Raw genomic sequence first — 15,521 nt, 5'->3', positions numbered from 1 at the left:
ACCACGCCGCGGAGCGTGGCCCAGAACGGCTCAAGCCGCGGGCCCGGCTTGCCGAGGTGACAGGCGATCTCACCATCCAGAAGCAACGCAAAAGCGCCGTCGCCGATGCCGAACCCCTCGCCAGCCTCGACGAGGTCGTTGTTCTGCTGAAGCGTCAGAGCCACCGACTTGAAGGCGAGATCGCCTCGCTACGCGACGACGACCCGCTGTGGGCCTGTCTCGATTAGATCTTCCGTCCGGTCAACGGTGTCGCCCGCGTACTCCTGATGGCCGAGTTGTCCGAGATTGGCACCCTTTCCAATAAAGCCATTGCCAAACTCGTAGGCTTGGCGCCGATCGCCAGTGACAGCGGGAGGCGCAGCGGTCGAAGACCGGTGCGCGGCGGCCGTGAAGGTCCGCGCAGCCTCTCCTCGTCGCGCTCACCGTCGCCAGATATGGTCCCCACCTCGGCGCCTTCCATCAGAGTTGAAGCAGGCAGGGAAGGGACAGATGGGTGATTCGCATTGCGCTCGCCCGCAAGCAACTCGTCATTCCCAATGCAAACGCACCCGATCCGCGCACCGAGTTCGAAAATGCAACTTGGACACCCTAGCCAGTCGCTCATTGGGAACCAACGGGCCTTACCTCCGTTTGCTCCTCGAATGGAGGAAACCATGAACAACCGGAATTCTGAACGGCGTCCCCCAACTGCGGTAAGGGCTGGTGATGGTACCTCGGAAGACATAGGAGCAACCGTAAGGGGCGCCTTATCCAAAGCGTCGGACATAGCACAAGGGGCAGCGGGAACCGCCAAACGGGCGGCCGCTGGTGGCGCGTCCACCGTGACCAATCAGGTGAAGGAGATGTTGGACCGTCAGGTCGGCAGCGGCGCCGAGGTGATGGGCCAACTGGCGAGTTCGACCAAACGTGCGGCCGAGGACCTCGACACAAATGCACCGATCGTCGCTGGGGTCGTGCGCACCTTCGCCAATAGGCTTGATGGATACGCAGACGACCTGCGAGACAGATCCGTCGATCAACTGGTTCTTGCAGCGTCCGATTTGGCCAGGCGCAAGCCGGGTTTGGTGTTTGGGCTGGCCGCCGTAGCGGGTTTTTTGACATTCCGCACGCTGAAGAGCGCGCCTCCCGCTTCAGAATCCATCAAGGAAAGGCGGCCGGGAGCGAACTGATCTGATGGCACAGGAACAACTGAAGAATTCGCCTCTCCCTCAAGCACTGTCGGCAGTGTTGGCGGACGCCGCGGACCTCTTTCAAAAAGAGTTGCGCCTGGCGCATGCGGAGCTGTCCGCCAACGTCTCAACGAAGCTCCAAGCAGGTGTGTGGATGTCTGCTGCTGGCGCGCTGGGAGTGGTCGCCGCTCTGCTTCTAATGCAAGCCCTCGTACTTGGAATCTCGAGCTTAGGGATAGCCTTGCACTGGTCGTGTCTCATAGTCGCGACCGCAACGGCGGCTGCCGCTGTTTTCGCCTACTATAGGGGCCGCGCTGATGCGCAAAAAGAACTTCTGCCGACACACTCTATAAGCCAAATAAAGCAGGATATTGCGACAACCAAGGAGCAATTAACATGAGCCGCAATTCACAGGTCCAGGATTTTGGAACGAAAGAATGGCTTCTCAGCTCCGCTAGGAACAATCCCGAAGGCCTTCTGCTCGTCGCAGCAGGGTGCGCGCTGCTAATGCGCAGCCGCGGTTCAAGTGCCGGGCATCGCGAGCAATCCCGTGGAACCAACGGGCGCCAAAATGCTCCGCACGCACGCACCGCCAGCGGCGGGGCGTCAAAAGCGCAGGAACAGGCTAGCGAGACAGCTGAGGCCATGCGCGACAATTTAGCCGGCATTGGGGAGAAGGTGAGTGAAACCGCAAGTCACTACGCATCATCCGCCGCGTCATACGCAGAACAGGCCGGTCGCTCCGTATCCGAGAAGTCAGGGCGCGTGGTGCAGCAAGCCCAATCAACGTTGCAAGACACGATTGGCCGCATGGTGGAAGAACAGCCATTGGCTTTTGTTCTGGCCGGCTTCGCAGCCGGTGCCGCCATAGCTGCTGCTTTGCCGGCCAGCGATGTCGAGAGGCGCACGCTCGGCCCAGCAGGAGAGCGATTGACGGATGCTGCTGAAAAAGCTGGGGAACGCTTGAAGTCCTCGACATCAAAGGCGGGCGAACGGCTCAAAAGCGCCGCCGAGGAACATGGGCTGAATTCGGACGGCCTGAAGGAGGTCGCAAGGGACGTTGCGGGCGCCTTTGGAAGCGCCTTGTCAGAAGAGCAATCAAGTGAACCCGTGCAGCCGCCTTCGCCAAGCCCAAGTGGATCGAGCGGTTCATCCACTCCGGCCGCCAAGCTGCAACCGGGCAGCGCCACCCCTTCGGAAGGAATAACGGCCAAATCGCAGCGGTCGGGCAACGCTCGGTCGAGCAAACCTGCCCGCCCCGGTGGCAAGAGAGATTTATGATGGCCGATCCGCAACTTGAGCATCTTGAATACGAAGTTGAGGCTGCCCGGGCTAAGCTCGCCGAGGACTTGTCGACACTTCGGTCGCCAAACACGCTCTCCGAATTTACCGATGATTTGAAACACGAAGCGCTTGAGGCAAAGGATGCCCTGGTGGAGAAAGCAAGAGCCTCAATGCAATCGGTGGCGCAGGCGATTATTGACGATCTCAAGGCCAAGGCGGCTGCCAATCCGAGCGCTGCTTTGGCGATTGGGGCCGGTTTGGGGTGGCGTTTCCTCCGCCGTCCGCCGATCGCAACCGCACTTGTCGGAGCGGGATTGTTCAGCTTATTGCGGACCAATTCGGCCCGGCCACCCGGCGAGCAGCAGGTGGATCACCTATCGTACGCCAAGGAGCGCCTGAAGGAGCAATCTAGTGATTTGGCGGAAAGCGTCAGTGATTTCGCTCTTGAAACGGCTGGTAAAATAAAACGCCAAGCTGCCGAGTTGACCGGCGTGGCCAAGGAAACTGTAAAAGAGAAGACAGAACGTCTAGCTGCGGGTATCCGCCATAGCGGCGTTGGGCCGCACGAGGGCGAGACTGCCGCGAGAGCATCCGCACCCTTCGATGAAGCTTCGTTAGCTGTTCAAGACGCATCGGGCAATGAGCATACCGAGGACAAACTCCTTCTGGCGGCGGCAGGTTTGGCAGTCGCCGCGGCTGTCGGCTTTGCCTATCAACGACGTGTGAATGAGCAGATGGACACCGACCGAACTGGAAGAGCGTAGACAGAGGTCATTGCAGAGAAACAGTCGTCCTGAAGGCAAAGTATGATGCCGCGCTGACATTTATCGAGTCCCGACGAGTTCAGCCATCGGATTGCATATTCTGGAACCACGGACGGCGCGATGACGATGCGCACGGCGGAGAAGATCGGACAAAGCGGTCAACCCCTTCGAGCATGATGATCGTCGGCCGGTCGGTCACGGCCTTCAGCGAAACCGCCAGCGACCGGCTGAAGCGGAATTCACCCCGCAAGTGCTGCCGACCCCATAACGTGAGCGCAACGGCGCGCTCTGTCCGCTGTCAGGACGAACTTTCTCCGATCCGGCTTGGCGCTGCCGGTGCCCGCGCACGCAACTGCTCAGTCATCTAGAGCGTTCTCGGGCATTCCGCTATCGCGACCTCGTTTGGAACGTTTTAACACGCCCACTCGAGCTTTATTTCGCCGAGCGCTGCGCTAGCCCTTCCGATCTGGCTATTGCCAATGCGTATTTGACCAGGCTTGCGCAGGCGAACGCTTCGACTCTCTAAGTGACGACGCCGCAATATTAGCATCGCTCGTCGTTGCAATTTCTCGAAATGCGCAGCTCGACGACCGCCTGCTAGGCGTGTTCGTTGCCCAGCGTTCACGAAGGGGGACGCGCTAGCGGACGAATCCCGATCACCCAGTTTACGATCACTACGTTCCTACCCGATCACCGCTTGGCGCTGTCGCTGTCCGCTTCGGCCCGCGCAAGGAACTGCTCGGTCGTGGAGGGAAGACGGGATTTCAGCCAATCCGCCATCGCGACTTCCTCTCGCAGATTCTCTTCGCAAGCCCGAAGTACCTCGCTTTCGCCGAGCGATCGAGCAGCGGCAATCAGGATCGTGTAGGAGGCGATTTCCATGTGCTCGAACGTGTAGCTCGCGAGCGATCCTTTCATCACCTCGTCTCCAGCGAAGACGCCGCTCAGCGATTGCGCCATCGCCGTCAGCTTACCGCCAGCATCCTTCATCGTGGATGAACCCTCGTCCATCTGATCGAGACAAGTCTTGAGCCGGGCAGCCTGTTGCTTGGTCTCGTCGAGGTGCTGTCGGATTCGGTCGCTCAGTTCGGGATAATTCTCGATACGACTCAACTGCCCGTTCAACATCGTTTCGGCCTGCTCTTCCATGGCATGGGCATCTCTAAGCCATTGGACAAACCATTCGCGGCTTTCTGACATCTCGAATTTCCTTTGCGATCTAAGGAAACTTTCAGAAGAGGACATTGTTCCGGAGTAGAGCCCGCCGAACGGGCCTTGACCGTCGCAGAGATCAGCGCCGTGGCGGGTCTCAATTCACCTCGCGAAAAATCCTGCAGCGATGCGTGGAAAAGGCGAAGATCGGGAAGATCGGCGCAAGGAAAACGGCCCGTGGACGCTCGCCGCTGCGCCGCTCCATCACAAAGTCCAACTGGCACTGGCCGCTTCCTGGCCATCCGACGCGGCGACATATTGAAGGTCCCGCATGGCATACTGCGACCGCTGCATGTCGTTCCTGGCAAGTAAGAACGGCAAGCAGATGAAGCTACCAGCGCTCGGCGAAGCTGAAGTGGATTCTCGACGAGGCGCTGATCGCGGCCGCTGGCGCTCCGCATTGAGCCTTGTGCCTCACCGCGCCACCGCAGTCACAAGGAACGCGACGGCCTCTCCGCTCGTTGATTGCTTTTCGACTCGAGCCGCCGTCATGAGGTTCTAATATACGCCGGCCATCCTAAGGCTGACCTACGACCAGAGTTACAAAAGTTGAACTTCATCGGGGAACACTCCTTCTGTCTGCCTGTTCAATTTGCCAGGCGCATCCCGCGCATTCAGACAGGAGAAAGAAGATGAAACGCATCCTTTTGGCTTCGGCCGTGCTGGCGGTGTCGGCCGGGCTTTCCTTTGCCCAGACGACCAGCGGAACTTCGAGCGGAACCTCGACGAGCGGAACCTCGACCACGACGACCATGCCCAGCACGACGGATCAGGGCACCGGCACGACGAGCAGCGGGACCAACATGTCCGGCGATCAAGGCACCGACACGACCACCACCAGCGGCACCACAAATCCGAACTCGGCCAGAGACTGCGCGCCCGGCCAGCAGACTGGCAGCGCTCAGCAGGCGGCGCCAGGTCAGCAGGACACCACAGCCAAGACCGCCGCGCCAGGCCAGGTCAAAAAGACCGACGAAGGTTGCTGATTGGCACATCGGCTCAGGTTGGAATCACCAGCGTGTGGCTGGCCGGTCTCCCCCGACCACCGCCTGAACTCAACTCGGCTGGCGAGCAAGTTGCCGCCAGCCGAGCGTCAGTTGAGGAACCTTGTGCTTGCTTGTGCTTTCAGTGGGCAGGCCTGGCTTCTGTTTGCTTTCGGTCAGATACATATCCGCCTGCTCGCGCATCATGCCTGAAGGGAGCTGCGGTCGCGCTCAGAGGAGAGCCGCGCTGTATTGCCGATAGCGCTAGAGCGAAGAAGCCCTACGGCAACCGGCAGTTGGACTGACACCAAGTTGGCTCCGAGAGCGTTGGGAACAGCCTGGCACGGCACGTTGCTCAGTTTGGACCTTCGCAAAGGATGCATGGAATGGCGAAAGACGTTTCTCGCGAGGAAGAGCAACGCGGCACCGGAAAGGTCCTCATCTGGGGCGCCGCGATCGCCCTTGTTCTCTTTGTTGCCCTGCTGGCCATATTCGTTCTGGGGTAGTCCTGACTGCTGCAGCAGGATCTAACTTGGGTGCACGACGTTCTGAGCCTAGAGAGCTGCAGAGCCTACTTGGATCTTGAGCACCGTAGGGTTGAATGCAAGTCCGTGTGGTGCAAGTGACTGCTAGGCTTTCACGGTTTTGGTGTCCTCTTCGGTTTAGATGCCGCGGGCCGACGTCACAGCAAGTGCGGCCTTCAGGCGCTGCTCCCGAAGCCGCGGTCTTTGCGTCTCGTGCCGCACGCTCAATGTCGGTCAATCCTCGTGCAGCATCCGAGGCGCGCTCGTCTCTGGCTTGTCTTTCTTTCTCGGTAGGCAAATTCCTACACTCCGATGTGCCAGCACAGTCGGCTGTCGCACCCAACCACGGTCGCCATATCGTATTCCAACAGAAAAAACCCGCCTCGACTGCCGCTGAGCGCGCGCATCCCCGCCTCTGGAACGCTTCAAATACTTTGCCGTTGTTAAAGGCACCTGCAGGAGCCAGGCATGAGAGTATTCCAACGAATTTTGCCGCTCGCCGTGTTCGCCTTGCAGCTTTTTGCCGTGCAGTCATTTGCTCAGACCGAGCAGCAAGATCTGCCGGGGCAAGGCGCATCATCGACAACCGAAGATGCCCAGGATGTCGGCGTCGACGTTTCGCTTGGCAGGCACGAAGTGAAACAGCAGATCGCAAGGGAGCTTGGAATCTCCGAGGTGGAAGTGCCTCTGGCAGTTCATGTGCCTATCGAGCTCGCCAAGCGGGTCTGCGAGAGAGAGGTATTCGACGCACGCGCCAATGTGAACCGAAGCTGCACCGCGACGAAATACATCCCGGAAATTGCCGAAGCAGCACGAAATCGTCCGCAAACCTCTGCCGTTCCGGAGCAATAGGCGAAGACGAATACTATGGGATACAGAAGGGGTGCTTGGCTACTCTGGTCGATCGACAAAGCGCCCCCCGAAAGTGTGGAGCTTGCGCGTAAGTTTTCAGGCAGCGTCGATACCGCTTGGCTTCCCCAGAGGATGAATCAGTTTGGGGCCGTATGCTTCGACAAAAGGCGCACACCAGATTGCGAAGGCAACCTTCGACCAGTAGAGGCGGACACTGCTTGTTAGCAGCATCTTGATGATCGCCAGACTGACGAGCTTCTCTGGTCAGCCTAGTAGCTTTTTGAGACTCCCCGCCCTTTTAGGTATACTTTCCCCTGACTGTCGACAATTGTTAGGGCGTCCTCAGCTGTGAGCGACCATCGCCCTTCCGCCCCGATCGGGAGACAGCGCAGATGGAAACCTCGTTCAAGAACGAACTGTTGCGGCGCCTGAGCGCACCGGATCTGACGTTGCTGCAGCCTCACCTCGAAGCCCGTCACTTGGGACTGAGGACGCACCTGGAGCAGACCTCGGTCCCGATTGACACCGTCGATTTCTTCGAGAGCGGTCTCGGGTTAATGGTGGCGAAGCTTCGGGCTGAGGTCGAGGCCGAGGTTGGCCTTATTGGCTTTGACGGTATGACCGGGGCAGCCCTGGTCATGGGTGAGGACCGGTCCCCACACGATTGCTTTGTTCAATTGAAGGCTGAAGCTATTGCTATAGACGCGCGTTGGCGGATCGTTCTTATGGGCAGCCCGAGGCGGAATACATCCGACTGATCGGGACGCCCCCGTTGCTCATGATGTCACCCGTGCTGCCCTCTCTCCCGTCGCTGACCACATTCGGGAGGTGGCGATTGGCACCTGTCAGGACGTTCTGGCAAGGGTTGTCCAACGGTATGAAACCGCAGTGTCGATCCAGGACAGGATCGTTGAACATTGCAAGGAGGTCGGATTAACACCGCAAGCAGATGAAGCTTTTTTGCAGGCCTTGTGGTTGTCGCTGGCGAAGGCCAGGACGGCCTTGGAGCGTGAGGTCCCCCCCGGCACCGCTGCACCTGGCCGGCCGCTCTAGTCCTGGACAATTGCCGACCTCGTCGCTGGTCAGCATGCCAGAATGTCGATGGCGGAAGCCATGAGGACCCCGATTGAATGTTCTCATTCGTTTGTGATCGGGGGTGCAAGTCAATCCGGCTCCAGCGCATGTTGGCCTCAGGAACAAACCGCCGTCGCATCCGTTCAGCATCGCGAAGGACGACACGGCTGTCCACGGCCTTTCCGGTACTGCAAAGGAGACATGACATGCTCGGTCCGCAGAGGGGTTTTCGAAGACCATCTGAGGCTTCGCGCCGCTGGCGACATCGAGGAGGATCTTAGGTGCAACTATGCTGTGGACGTGGTCCTCTTGACCTCGAATTCGAATTTAGAGGCCATGATGCCGTCCGCCTGTCGTCCAAACGCCTGCGCGAGCAGCTGCCTCAAGGTGAGTTCAACTACATCGGAAAACAGGTCCGCGGCCCCTATACACTGCTGATCTGGTCGGCAACTTCGTCCAGGTTCGACGCCATTGGGGGCCCGAGAAGAGATCGGGAACCTTGATCAGGTGCGGGCAAAGGTCCGTTGCGAAAAATGCGGCCGCAAGGACTCGATGACAGCGGAAGCCCTTCAGGCAGACGATCCTCATTCCGGAACTTCCGCAATGGAGCGCAGCCGAGATGCTCAAGCCGCTGCTGGCGCGGCGGACTGAAATCAGCGGTCAACCCGACCGTCGCTCGCTGTTGGCTGCCGGTGTGCCGTCGCCGAAGGAACAACAAGAGACTGGTCCAGTTAGAGCCATGCATGCGTCGATAGAAATGAAAGAGGAGATGACAATGGCGACGAAAAAAAGCTCTCAGGGCAGCTCCAAGGGCTTGGAAGACCTTTTCTATGATGGTCTGAAAGACATCTACTACGCCGAACGCAAGATTCTGACGGCGCTCCGGAAAATGGCAAAGGGCGCGGAGTCCGAAGAGTTGAAGGCGGCGTTCGAAAAACATCGTGACGAGACGGAAGGTCAGATCGAGCGTCTGCAGCAAGTTTTCGACGCCTTTGGCAAGAGAGCCCAAGGGAAAACGTGCCCGGCGATCGACGGCATCATCGAAGAAGGACAGGAGATTTTGGAGGAATTCGAGGAGGCTCCGGCATTGGACGCGGGTCTCGTGGCTGCAGCCCAGTCCGTCGAACATTATGAAATAGCGCGCTACGGGACTCTTGTCACATGGGCCGGGTTACTTGGCTTGAAAGACGCCGTCCCGCTACTCGAACAGACGCTCAAGGAAGAAAAAGCAACCGATGAGGCGCTCACCCGACTAGGCGAAACAGGCGTCAACGAACGGGCGATGCAACAGGCCGCATAACTTCGGATCGAATCGACGCGACCGCGGCCCCCGGCAGACGGGATTGGAGCTTGGTTGTATTCGCCAATCCAGGCACACGTGTACACCGCAGCCGCCGAGCCGTCGACGTGGTGGTGGCCGACCGGTTTCGACTAGGCCACCGGAACTGACAATGGGGGACTGCGAATGCGATTACTTGCCCACGCCTTGGGCGACAGGATGTTGGTATGAACGAGGATACCGCCCGTCGGCCCACGGCAGGCTCTTCCGGGTTCGACAGCTTTTTCATGGCTGGTTTCGAGTGTTCCTCCCACAGGCGCGCCGACGGGGCCCGTCTTGATCTGATCCGCGCGACCTCACATGACATCCATGCACATGCCGACTATCGCCGTTGTGCCGAGCTTGGGCTTCGCACGATCCGCGACGGCTTGCGCTGGCACCTGATTGAAACAGCGCCCGGAGTTTTCGACTGGTCGAGTTGGACGTCGGCGATCGAAGCAGCCCAGGCGGCCGGGGTGCAGATTATCTGGGATATCTTCCACTATGGCTCGCCAGACCATATCGACCAAGGTGGCCCGGGGTTTATCAAGGCCTACGTCCGTTTCGCCGCGGAAGCTGTTCGGGTTCATCGCTCCGCTACCGGGGTGGCTCCCCTGGTGTGCCCGATCAACGAGATTTCGTTTTTTGCATGGGCTGTGGAGGTCGGCTATTTCCCCCGCGTCGGGCCGAACAAGCGTGGATGGTTCAAACGACACCTTGTCAGGGCAGCGGTCGCCGGCGTGAGGGCCATGCGGGAGGCCGAACCCGGCTGCAGGTTCATCTGGGCCGAACCGCTGATCCATATTGCTCCTCGTGACCGTACTCACCCCGAGCGGCGGCGCGCCGAAAATGCTCGCCAGGGCCAATTCGAGGCGTATGACATGCTGATCGGGCGCGTGGAACCGGAGTTGGGCGGCAGCGAGGACGTTGTGGACGTCATCGGCCTCAACTTCTATCCGCACAACCAATGGTACTTGAATGGCCCAACGATACCGATGGGGCATCACGAATACCGTGCACTTTCGGAATTGCTGGTCGAGGTCGCCGAACGATACAAGAAGCCGATGTTCATCGCCGAGACCGGCGCCGAAGGTTCAGGCCGGCCAGCCTGGCTTCACTACGTTTGCGACGAAGTGCGCGATGCGACGAGCCTCGGTGCACCTGTTCAGGGTATATGCCTGTACCCGGTGACGGCCTACCCAGGTTGGGACAATTCGCGCCACGCCGAAGTCGGCTTGTTCTCCACCATTCATGCGGACGGCTCGCGCACTGTTCGCAAGCCACTTGCGGACGAGTTGGAGCGCCAGCGCCAATCGTTCTTGGCGTTTGAGGAACAACAAGCAAGCGCGCTATAGCCTCGCTGATACGAACAGTGCGCGCTTTTCAGCTGCATCAACAGCACAGCATATCTAGAGCTGTTCGCCGAGAAGCAACATCGTTGGTCTCTTTGGCCGTGGGTCGCCCGACGCCGGTCAGGCCGGCGCATCATTCACTCGGCCGCCTCGCGCTGCGTCGGCGTGACGAGCATCCCGTTTGCTGGCAGGCGTGTCTGAATGCGCCCGAACGTAGCCAATGCCTGGCCGACCACCTGATCCATATTGTAATAGCGATATGTTGCAAGACGTCCGACGAACCAGACCTCCGGGCAGGCCGCGGCCAAAGCTTCGTATCGTTTGTACAAAGCCTCGTTTTCGGCCCGCGGCACCGGGTAATAAGGATCTCCGACGTCGGTGGGGTATTCGTAGGTGAGGCTGGTCTTCGGACTCTGCTGACCGGTCAGATGCTTGTACTCGGTGATCCGTGTGTATTTTTCCGTCTGCGGATAGTTGACGACGGCGACCGGTTGAAACTGCTCGCAATCAAGTGTCGTGTGCTCAAAGCGCAGCGAACGGTAGGGCAAGCGACCAAGCTTCCAGTCGAAATACTCGTCGATCGGACCGGTGTAGATCATCTGCTGGAAGGGGATCTTGTCGCGAATTTCGCGGTAGTCGGTCTGCAGCATGATCTTGATCTTGGGACTATCCAGCATGCGCTGAAACATGCGCGTATACCCGCCTGCCGGCATGTTCTGGAAGCTGTCGCCAAAATACCGATCGTCGCGATCGGTCCGGGTCGGGACTCGCGCCGTCACTGACTTGCTCAACTGGGAAGGGTCGACACCCCACTGCTTCCTGGTGTAGCCGCGGAAGAATTTCTCGTAGAGCTCTCTGCCTACTGTGCTCACCACGACGTCCTCGGCGGTGCGGACTTCTTTGACCGTTTCGCGTCGGAAAGCGAAGAAGTCCTGCAGCTGCTCGGACGTCAATTCAAGGCCGTAGAGGCGGTTTATGGTGTCGAGATTAATCGGTATCGGCAGCAGCTTTCCATCGACAAGCGACAGCACGCGATGTTCGTAAGGCCGCCATTGCGTGAATTGCGACAGATAGTCGACGATCGATTGGGCGTTGGTGTGAAAGATGTGAGGCCCGTAACGGTGAATTAGTATTCCCGCCTCGTCGTAGCAGTCATAGGCATTGCCGCCGACGTGATTTCGTCGGTCTATGATCAGGACGCTTTCCTGCCGTTGCGATGCGATACGCTCGGCCAGCACACTGCCGGCGAAACCGGCCCCTACGATCAACCAGTCGAACACGCTCACGCCCTCCTCAGGAATGGGACGACGCTCTTCATCGCATGGGCGCGCTCGATGTGGGCAGCCATCGCGCTCCAGGTCTTCTCCCAGGACATGTCGGCGAGGTAGGCGTCGGCCTTCTTCACCAGGAAATCGCGGGGGTGGGCCAGGATCGAGCGAAGCTTGGCCTCGATGTCCTCCGCCTCGACAATCTCGACAAGGCCTTCGACGCCGTAGGTACGCACAACGTCGACGATCGCCGTGGACAACACCGGCAGTCCTGCCGCAAGAAACTCGGGAGTCTTGGTCGGGCTGATGTAGCGGGTCGCATCGTTGAGCGCGAACGGCATCCAGCCGGCACTCCAATGCCTGAGATAGTTCGGCAGGTCTGCATAGGACTTGCCGCCCAGCCAATGCAGGTTGCCTGCCGTGGGAAGGCTCGCCCGATCGATCTTGACGACAGGGCCGAGCATGACAAAATGCACGTCTGGCATTGCCGCAGCCGCATGCGCGATAAGTTCAAGGTCGAGCCGTTCGTCGATGACCCCGAAGTACCCCACCCTCGGGTGAGGTATGTCGGCCTGATCGAACGGGTCTTCACCTGGCGCCCTAGCCTGATGGAAATGGGTAACGTCGATGCTGCTCGGGAAGGGAAAGATCGCCCGATGCAAGCTGCGCTTGGCCTCGTAGAGGCTCTGCCCGCCCGTGAAGACGACATCGGCACGTTGCAACAGCGCCTTTTCCAACTGCGTCAACTCTGCGGGAGCGTCTTTGAACGCGGAGAGTTCATCCATGCAGTCGTAGACGCAGACGTCACAGGCGAGATGATCGCTGAAGCGTAGCGCCATGGGCGTGTAATACCAGGTCGTCAATCGGTCATGCGGCGTGGAGGCGAGGATCTGATCGACGAACCTGCGCTGGATTGCGTCCGCCCTGGTCGCGGAAGTACCAACTGGGATCAGCGGCGTCACTATTCTGATCTTGGGGGTAATATTGTGCACCCGCATCGAAGGGTGGCGCCTCTCATCGAAGATCGGCTCTTCGAAGTAAATTAGCTGTTGCTGTTTTGACGCCAGGGTCAGAATGTGTTGTGGTCTCTGATATACGAAGTTCCATCGGAGGTGTGAAAAGCAAATTAAAATAGACGGTTGTACAGGGTTTTTTGGTGTTTTGGCCCGGCCCGCCGCCATTTCCATGTAGATTATCCTTCGATATAGTTACAAAATGCCTCGACTAACAAAAGTCAATCGAGGCAGCTTTGACATGAAGTTCGCAGCCTTCTATATAACTTCCATCCCGATAAGTTGTTCCATAGCTCCAAACTGTCTCGGGCGAGACCAGCCGTCCGCTCCACTTGCGACGGCTCGACAGAGAAGGGGCGAGCCGGCCGCCCCCATTCGATCCACATGATGAAGCCCCTCGCGTCAGGTCGGGCTCGCCAAATGTGGCCCTTTGCCACAGAGCGGTTCAAATCCTTCAATCGTTCAACAACCGTTCATCAGCGGAGCTATAAATACGCTTGGAATCGATTCATCTGAGTCGCGCCGGTGGTTCATTTGAATGGAGACCGAGACGAATCGAGGAATGGCTGGCGAATGAAGATCGACTTTGAAACCAACGTCTTTCCATTGTTTCACCCGCAGGTTGTGGATGATCTGAAGGACCCTTGTCCGGTGTTCGACGGCACGCTCTGGCACGTCTTCGGCTCCAGCGGCACCGTCACAACAGAGAGCTGGAAAATCCTCCACGCCACAGCGCCGGATCTTTATGGACCCTGGACAGAGCACGAGGCGATCGTTTTGCCGGTAACCGGATCTGGCATTGCGGCGCCCGGCGTCATTCATGAGTGCGGCGTCTTCCACATGTTTATCCAGACCGAATTCATGAAGTCCGGCGGACGTTGCGAGCACGCGGTGTCCAATGACGGCTTTCATTGGGTGGTGCTCAATCCGGCGATATTGTCGCTGCCCGACACCGATGAGGACGGCATCTACGATCCCCACCCCGCAATCGTCGGAGGCAAGCGCTATATCGTCTATTCAGGCATGCCCAAATTCACCAGGGTGCCCCAGCCTGATGTCTATCTGGCGCGCAGCCAATCCGATTCCTGGTTCGGGCCATGGAAACGTCTCGGCAAGATACTCGATCATCTCGACGTGCCACATCACAATGCGCGCGAGCACCCCGATTACGAATGGGGGATCGAAGGCGCGCAGCTCGTCGAGCTGCCGGACGGTCGTGTGCTTCTCAACGCCACCTGCTTCCTCCCCGAAGGTCCGCGCGGCAGCCGGCAGCGCGTCTTCTTCGCCATCGCCGATGACGTCAAGGGTCCCTACGTTTCCGTTGGCCCCGTTCTCGACCCTGGTGAGCCCGGCGAGAATGGCCATTCGACGGTGATGATCGACGGCCGGCAACTGACCTTGTTCTACCAGAGCAGGCGTGAGGCTACGAACCATCGCTGGCGGTTCGGGTTGGCTAAGTGTGACCTGGATCGGCATATACTTTCGAGAGTTGCCTAGATGGTAAGTTCCGGCATTTTGCCGGAACGGAGGATGCTCTGGCTGTTGGTTGGTGGGACGGATCCCTTTGTACTGGTGATTGAGGGTAGCAGGGGATTCGCAGCCAGTGGGCAAAGCTTGCGACGAGAGATCTATACACGTCAGGCAAGCCGGTCGCCTCATGGACGGCGGTGCCAGCTGCAAGCCAGCCTAGCGATGAACTGTAACTGAGCGCAGCAACGCGGCCAGTCGATTCACGCGGTTTTGATCCTGAGCACAATGTCCTGATCGTAATTTCCAAAGCCCTTGCCGAAAATATTGATCCCGCCGGGGCGCTTGGCGTCGTCCTTGACGCCGATACGGACGCGGATTGAATGATGGCTCTTCAGATCGAGTGCGGCGAGGCCGGTTTTGGAAATCCTGAGGCCGTCGACATGGGTGCCGTCATTGGCAATTCGCCAGTTCTTCAGCTTACCGTATTGCGAGCCCTTGAGCTTCCACCAGGAGGGCGTGAAGACGCCGCGTTTGTCACCGAAATCCCCCGGCGACGTCCAGGTGCCGACATCGACGCCATTGATCGTCAGCGTGATGTCCGACGGCCAATCGGCGCTGGTGCCCGGCACTTCCGAAGACAGCTCTATCGCCACTTCGAGCTCGGTGATCTCGGCATTAGCGAGCTTGGCATTATTGGGAAACTGGTATTCGACAAAACCGCGGGTGAACCATAGAAGCCCGGCTTTCATGCGGTCCGGATCGAGGAAAGTGTTCGGCACATCGAGCAGACCGATTATGCCGTCCGGCGAACAAAGGCCGCAGGGCGCGGTAACCTCGAAGCCGGTATAAAGCCCGATCGGCATCGACACTTCGATCGCGTCGTTCTTGACCGCACGATATTCGCTCTTGAACACGACGAGCACTTTTTCGGCGGTCGGATAGCAGATTTTCCGGTTGCCTTTCTTCGCTCTCTCGGTGCGGATCAGCCCCGCATCCTCCAGCACCTGGATGTTGGTCGAGACGGTCGACTGCGGTAGCGACAGCACGGCGGCGATTTCGTTGACATTCATCGGCCCCTTCTCATGCAGCAGTTTCAGCATCGAAATCCGCGCCGAGGAGGCAAGCCCCTTGAGCACGGCAATGCCTTCCTCAGGTTCAATCACCAGAAAATTGCGACTCATGAAATCGCCAGTCTATGCTCGTGACAGAGGTTATGGCTTCGCTCATTGCAACGGCGC

Annotated in this window: 14 protein-coding genes and 1 pseudogene; 11 read left to right on the top strand and 4 right to left on the bottom strand. The window is 58.9% G+C overall.

Annotation, left to right across the window (positions count from 1 at the left end; translation table 11 throughout):
- Positions 1-23: 23 nt before the first annotated feature.
- The 5 genes and pseudogenes from NKI63_RS30785 to NKI63_RS26175 form a co-directional block, all read left to right on the top strand.
- Positions 24-592: pseudogene (locus tag NKI63_RS30785) on the top strand (transposase); the annotation flags it as partial.
- A gap of 229 nt (positions 593-821) precedes the next feature.
- A complete protein-coding gene (locus NKI63_RS26190) occupies positions 822-1,169 on the top strand; it encodes a hypothetical protein (RefSeq protein WP_352508329.1) in 348 nt (115 codons plus the stop codon).
- Positions 1,170-1,173: 4 nt separating this feature from the next.
- Positions 1,174-1,569, top strand: coding sequence for a phage holin family protein (locus NKI63_RS26185; RefSeq protein WP_352508328.1), 396 nt, complete (start codon positions 1,174-1,176; stop codon positions 1,567-1,569).
- Positions 1,566-2,450 (top strand): hypothetical protein, encoded by an 885-nt coding sequence (locus tag NKI63_RS26180; RefSeq protein ID WP_352508327.1) that lies wholly within the window; start codon positions 1,566-1,568, stop codon positions 2,448-2,450. The genes NKI63_RS26185 and NKI63_RS26180 overlap by 4 nt, the downstream gene beginning before the upstream one ends.
- The gene (locus NKI63_RS26175) at positions 2,447-3,217 is read left to right on the top strand and encodes a hypothetical protein (protein ID WP_352508326.1); all 771 of its coding nucleotides are present in this window, start codon (positions 2,447-2,449) and stop codon (positions 3,215-3,217) included. The genes NKI63_RS26180 and NKI63_RS26175 overlap by 4 nt, the downstream gene beginning before the upstream one ends.
- A 690-nt stretch (positions 3,218-3,907) precedes the next feature.
- Here the strand turns inward: NKI63_RS26175 and NKI63_RS26170 are convergent.
- Complete coding sequence (locus tag NKI63_RS26170; protein ID WP_352508344.1) at positions 3,908-4,417, bottom strand: ferritin-like domain-containing protein; 510 nt, start codon at positions 4,415-4,417, stop codon at positions 3,908-3,910.
- Between the two features lie 644 nt (positions 4,418-5,061).
- Between NKI63_RS26170 and NKI63_RS26165 the strand changes: the two genes are divergently transcribed.
- The 5 genes from NKI63_RS26165 to NKI63_RS26145 all read left to right on the top strand — a co-directional run bounded on the left by NKI63_RS26165 (position 5,062) and on the right by NKI63_RS26145 (position 10,535).
- The gene (locus tag NKI63_RS26165; RefSeq protein WP_352823903.1) at positions 5,062-5,415 is read left to right on the top strand and encodes a hypothetical protein; all 354 of its coding nucleotides are present in this window, start codon (positions 5,062-5,064) and stop codon (positions 5,413-5,415) included.
- A 989-nt stretch (positions 5,416-6,404) separates the two neighbouring features.
- Positions 6,405-6,788 (top strand): hypothetical protein, encoded by a 384-nt coding sequence (locus tag NKI63_RS26160; protein ID WP_352823902.1) that lies wholly within the window; start codon positions 6,405-6,407, stop codon positions 6,786-6,788.
- A gap of 392 nt (positions 6,789-7,180) precedes the next feature.
- Positions 7,181-7,546: a hypothetical protein gene (locus tag NKI63_RS26155; RefSeq protein WP_023677855.1), complete on the top strand. Its 366-nt coding sequence runs from the start codon at positions 7,181-7,183 to the stop codon at positions 7,544-7,546.
- A 1,091-nt stretch (positions 7,547-8,637) separates the two neighbouring features.
- Complete coding sequence (locus tag NKI63_RS26150) at positions 8,638-9,162, top strand: YciE/YciF ferroxidase family protein (protein ID WP_023677856.1); 525 nt, start codon at positions 8,638-8,640, stop codon at positions 9,160-9,162.
- 206 nt (positions 9,163-9,368) lie between these two features.
- The gene (locus NKI63_RS26145) at positions 9,369-10,535 is read left to right on the top strand and encodes a glycoside hydrolase family 1 protein (RefSeq protein WP_023677857.1); all 1,167 of its coding nucleotides are present in this window, start codon (positions 9,369-9,371) and stop codon (positions 10,533-10,535) included.
- Positions 10,536-10,669: 134 nt separating this feature from the next.
- Here the strand turns inward: NKI63_RS26145 and glf are convergent, their stop codons facing one another.
- The gene (glf, locus tag NKI63_RS26140) at positions 10,670-11,812 is read right to left on the bottom strand and encodes a UDP-galactopyranose mutase (RefSeq protein ID WP_352492345.1); all 1,143 of its coding nucleotides are present in this window, start codon (positions 11,810-11,812) and stop codon (positions 10,670-10,672) included.
- Positions 11,813-11,814: 2 nt separating this feature from the next.
- A complete protein-coding gene (locus NKI63_RS26135; protein ID WP_352457923.1) occupies positions 11,815-12,987 on the bottom strand; it encodes a glycosyltransferase family protein in 1,173 nt (390 codons plus the stop codon).
- 399 nt (positions 12,988-13,386) lie between these two features.
- On the opposite strand from NKI63_RS26135, the gene NKI63_RS26130 reads away from it, so the two are divergent.
- Entirely contained in the window at positions 13,387-14,310 is a 924-nt protein-coding gene (locus NKI63_RS26130; RefSeq protein ID WP_352473704.1) for a glycoside hydrolase family protein, read from the top strand.
- A 233-nt stretch (positions 14,311-14,543) separates the two neighbouring features.
- On the opposite strand, the gene NKI63_RS26125 is transcribed toward NKI63_RS26130, so the two are convergent.
- Positions 14,544-15,464: an ArsR/SmtB family transcription factor gene (locus tag NKI63_RS26125; protein ID WP_352457921.1), complete on the bottom strand. Its 921-nt coding sequence runs from the start codon at positions 15,462-15,464 to the stop codon at positions 14,544-14,546.
- Between the last annotated feature and the right edge of the window lie 57 nt (positions 15,465-15,521).

It is taken from the genome of Mesorhizobium sp. M0410 (assembly GCF_040321435.1).
GTDB lineage: Bacteria > Pseudomonadota > Alphaproteobacteria > Rhizobiales > Rhizobiaceae > Mesorhizobium.
This window is presented reverse-complemented; position numbering and strand designations above follow the sequence as displayed.

Excerpts from the sequence above, each read along its gene's own strand:
- NKI63_RS26185 (WP_352508328.1), top strand. The coding sequence starts at position 1,174 with ATGGCACAGGAACAACTGAAGAATTCGCCTCTCCCTCAAGCACTGTCG.
- NKI63_RS26180 (WP_352508327.1), top strand. The coding sequence starts at position 1,566 with ATGAGCCGCAATTCACAGGTCCAGGATTTTGGAACGAAAGAATGGCTT.
- NKI63_RS26175 (WP_352508326.1), top strand. The coding sequence starts at position 2,447 with ATGATGGCCGATCCGCAACTTGAGCATCTTGAATACGAAGTTGAGGCT.
- NKI63_RS26170 (WP_352508344.1), bottom strand. The coding sequence starts at position 4,417 with ATGTCAGAAAGCCGCGAATGGTTTGTCCAATGGCTTAGAGATGCCCAT.
- NKI63_RS26165 (WP_352823903.1), top strand. The coding sequence starts at position 5,062 with ATGAAACGCATCCTTTTGGCTTCGGCCGTGCTGGCGGTGTCGGCCGGG.
- NKI63_RS26160 (WP_352823902.1), top strand. The coding sequence starts at position 6,405 with ATGAGAGTATTCCAACGAATTTTGCCGCTCGCCGTGTTCGCCTTGCAG.
- NKI63_RS26155 (WP_023677855.1), top strand. The coding sequence starts at position 7,181 with ATGGAAACCTCGTTCAAGAACGAACTGTTGCGGCGCCTGAGCGCACCG.
- NKI63_RS26150 (WP_023677856.1), top strand. The coding sequence starts at position 8,638 with ATGGCGACGAAAAAAAGCTCTCAGGGCAGCTCCAAGGGCTTGGAAGAC.
- NKI63_RS26145 (WP_023677857.1), top strand. The coding sequence starts at position 9,369 with ATGAACGAGGATACCGCCCGTCGGCCCACGGCAGGCTCTTCCGGGTTC.
- NKI63_RS26135 (WP_352457923.1), bottom strand. The coding sequence starts at position 12,987 with ATGGAAATGGCGGCGGGCCGGGCCAAAACACCAAAAAACCCTGTACAA.
- NKI63_RS26130 (WP_352473704.1), top strand. The coding sequence starts at position 13,387 with ATGAAGATCGACTTTGAAACCAACGTCTTTCCATTGTTTCACCCGCAG.
- NKI63_RS26125 (WP_352457921.1), bottom strand. The coding sequence starts at position 15,464 with ATGAGTCGCAATTTTCTGGTGATTGAACCTGAGGAAGGCATTGCCGTG.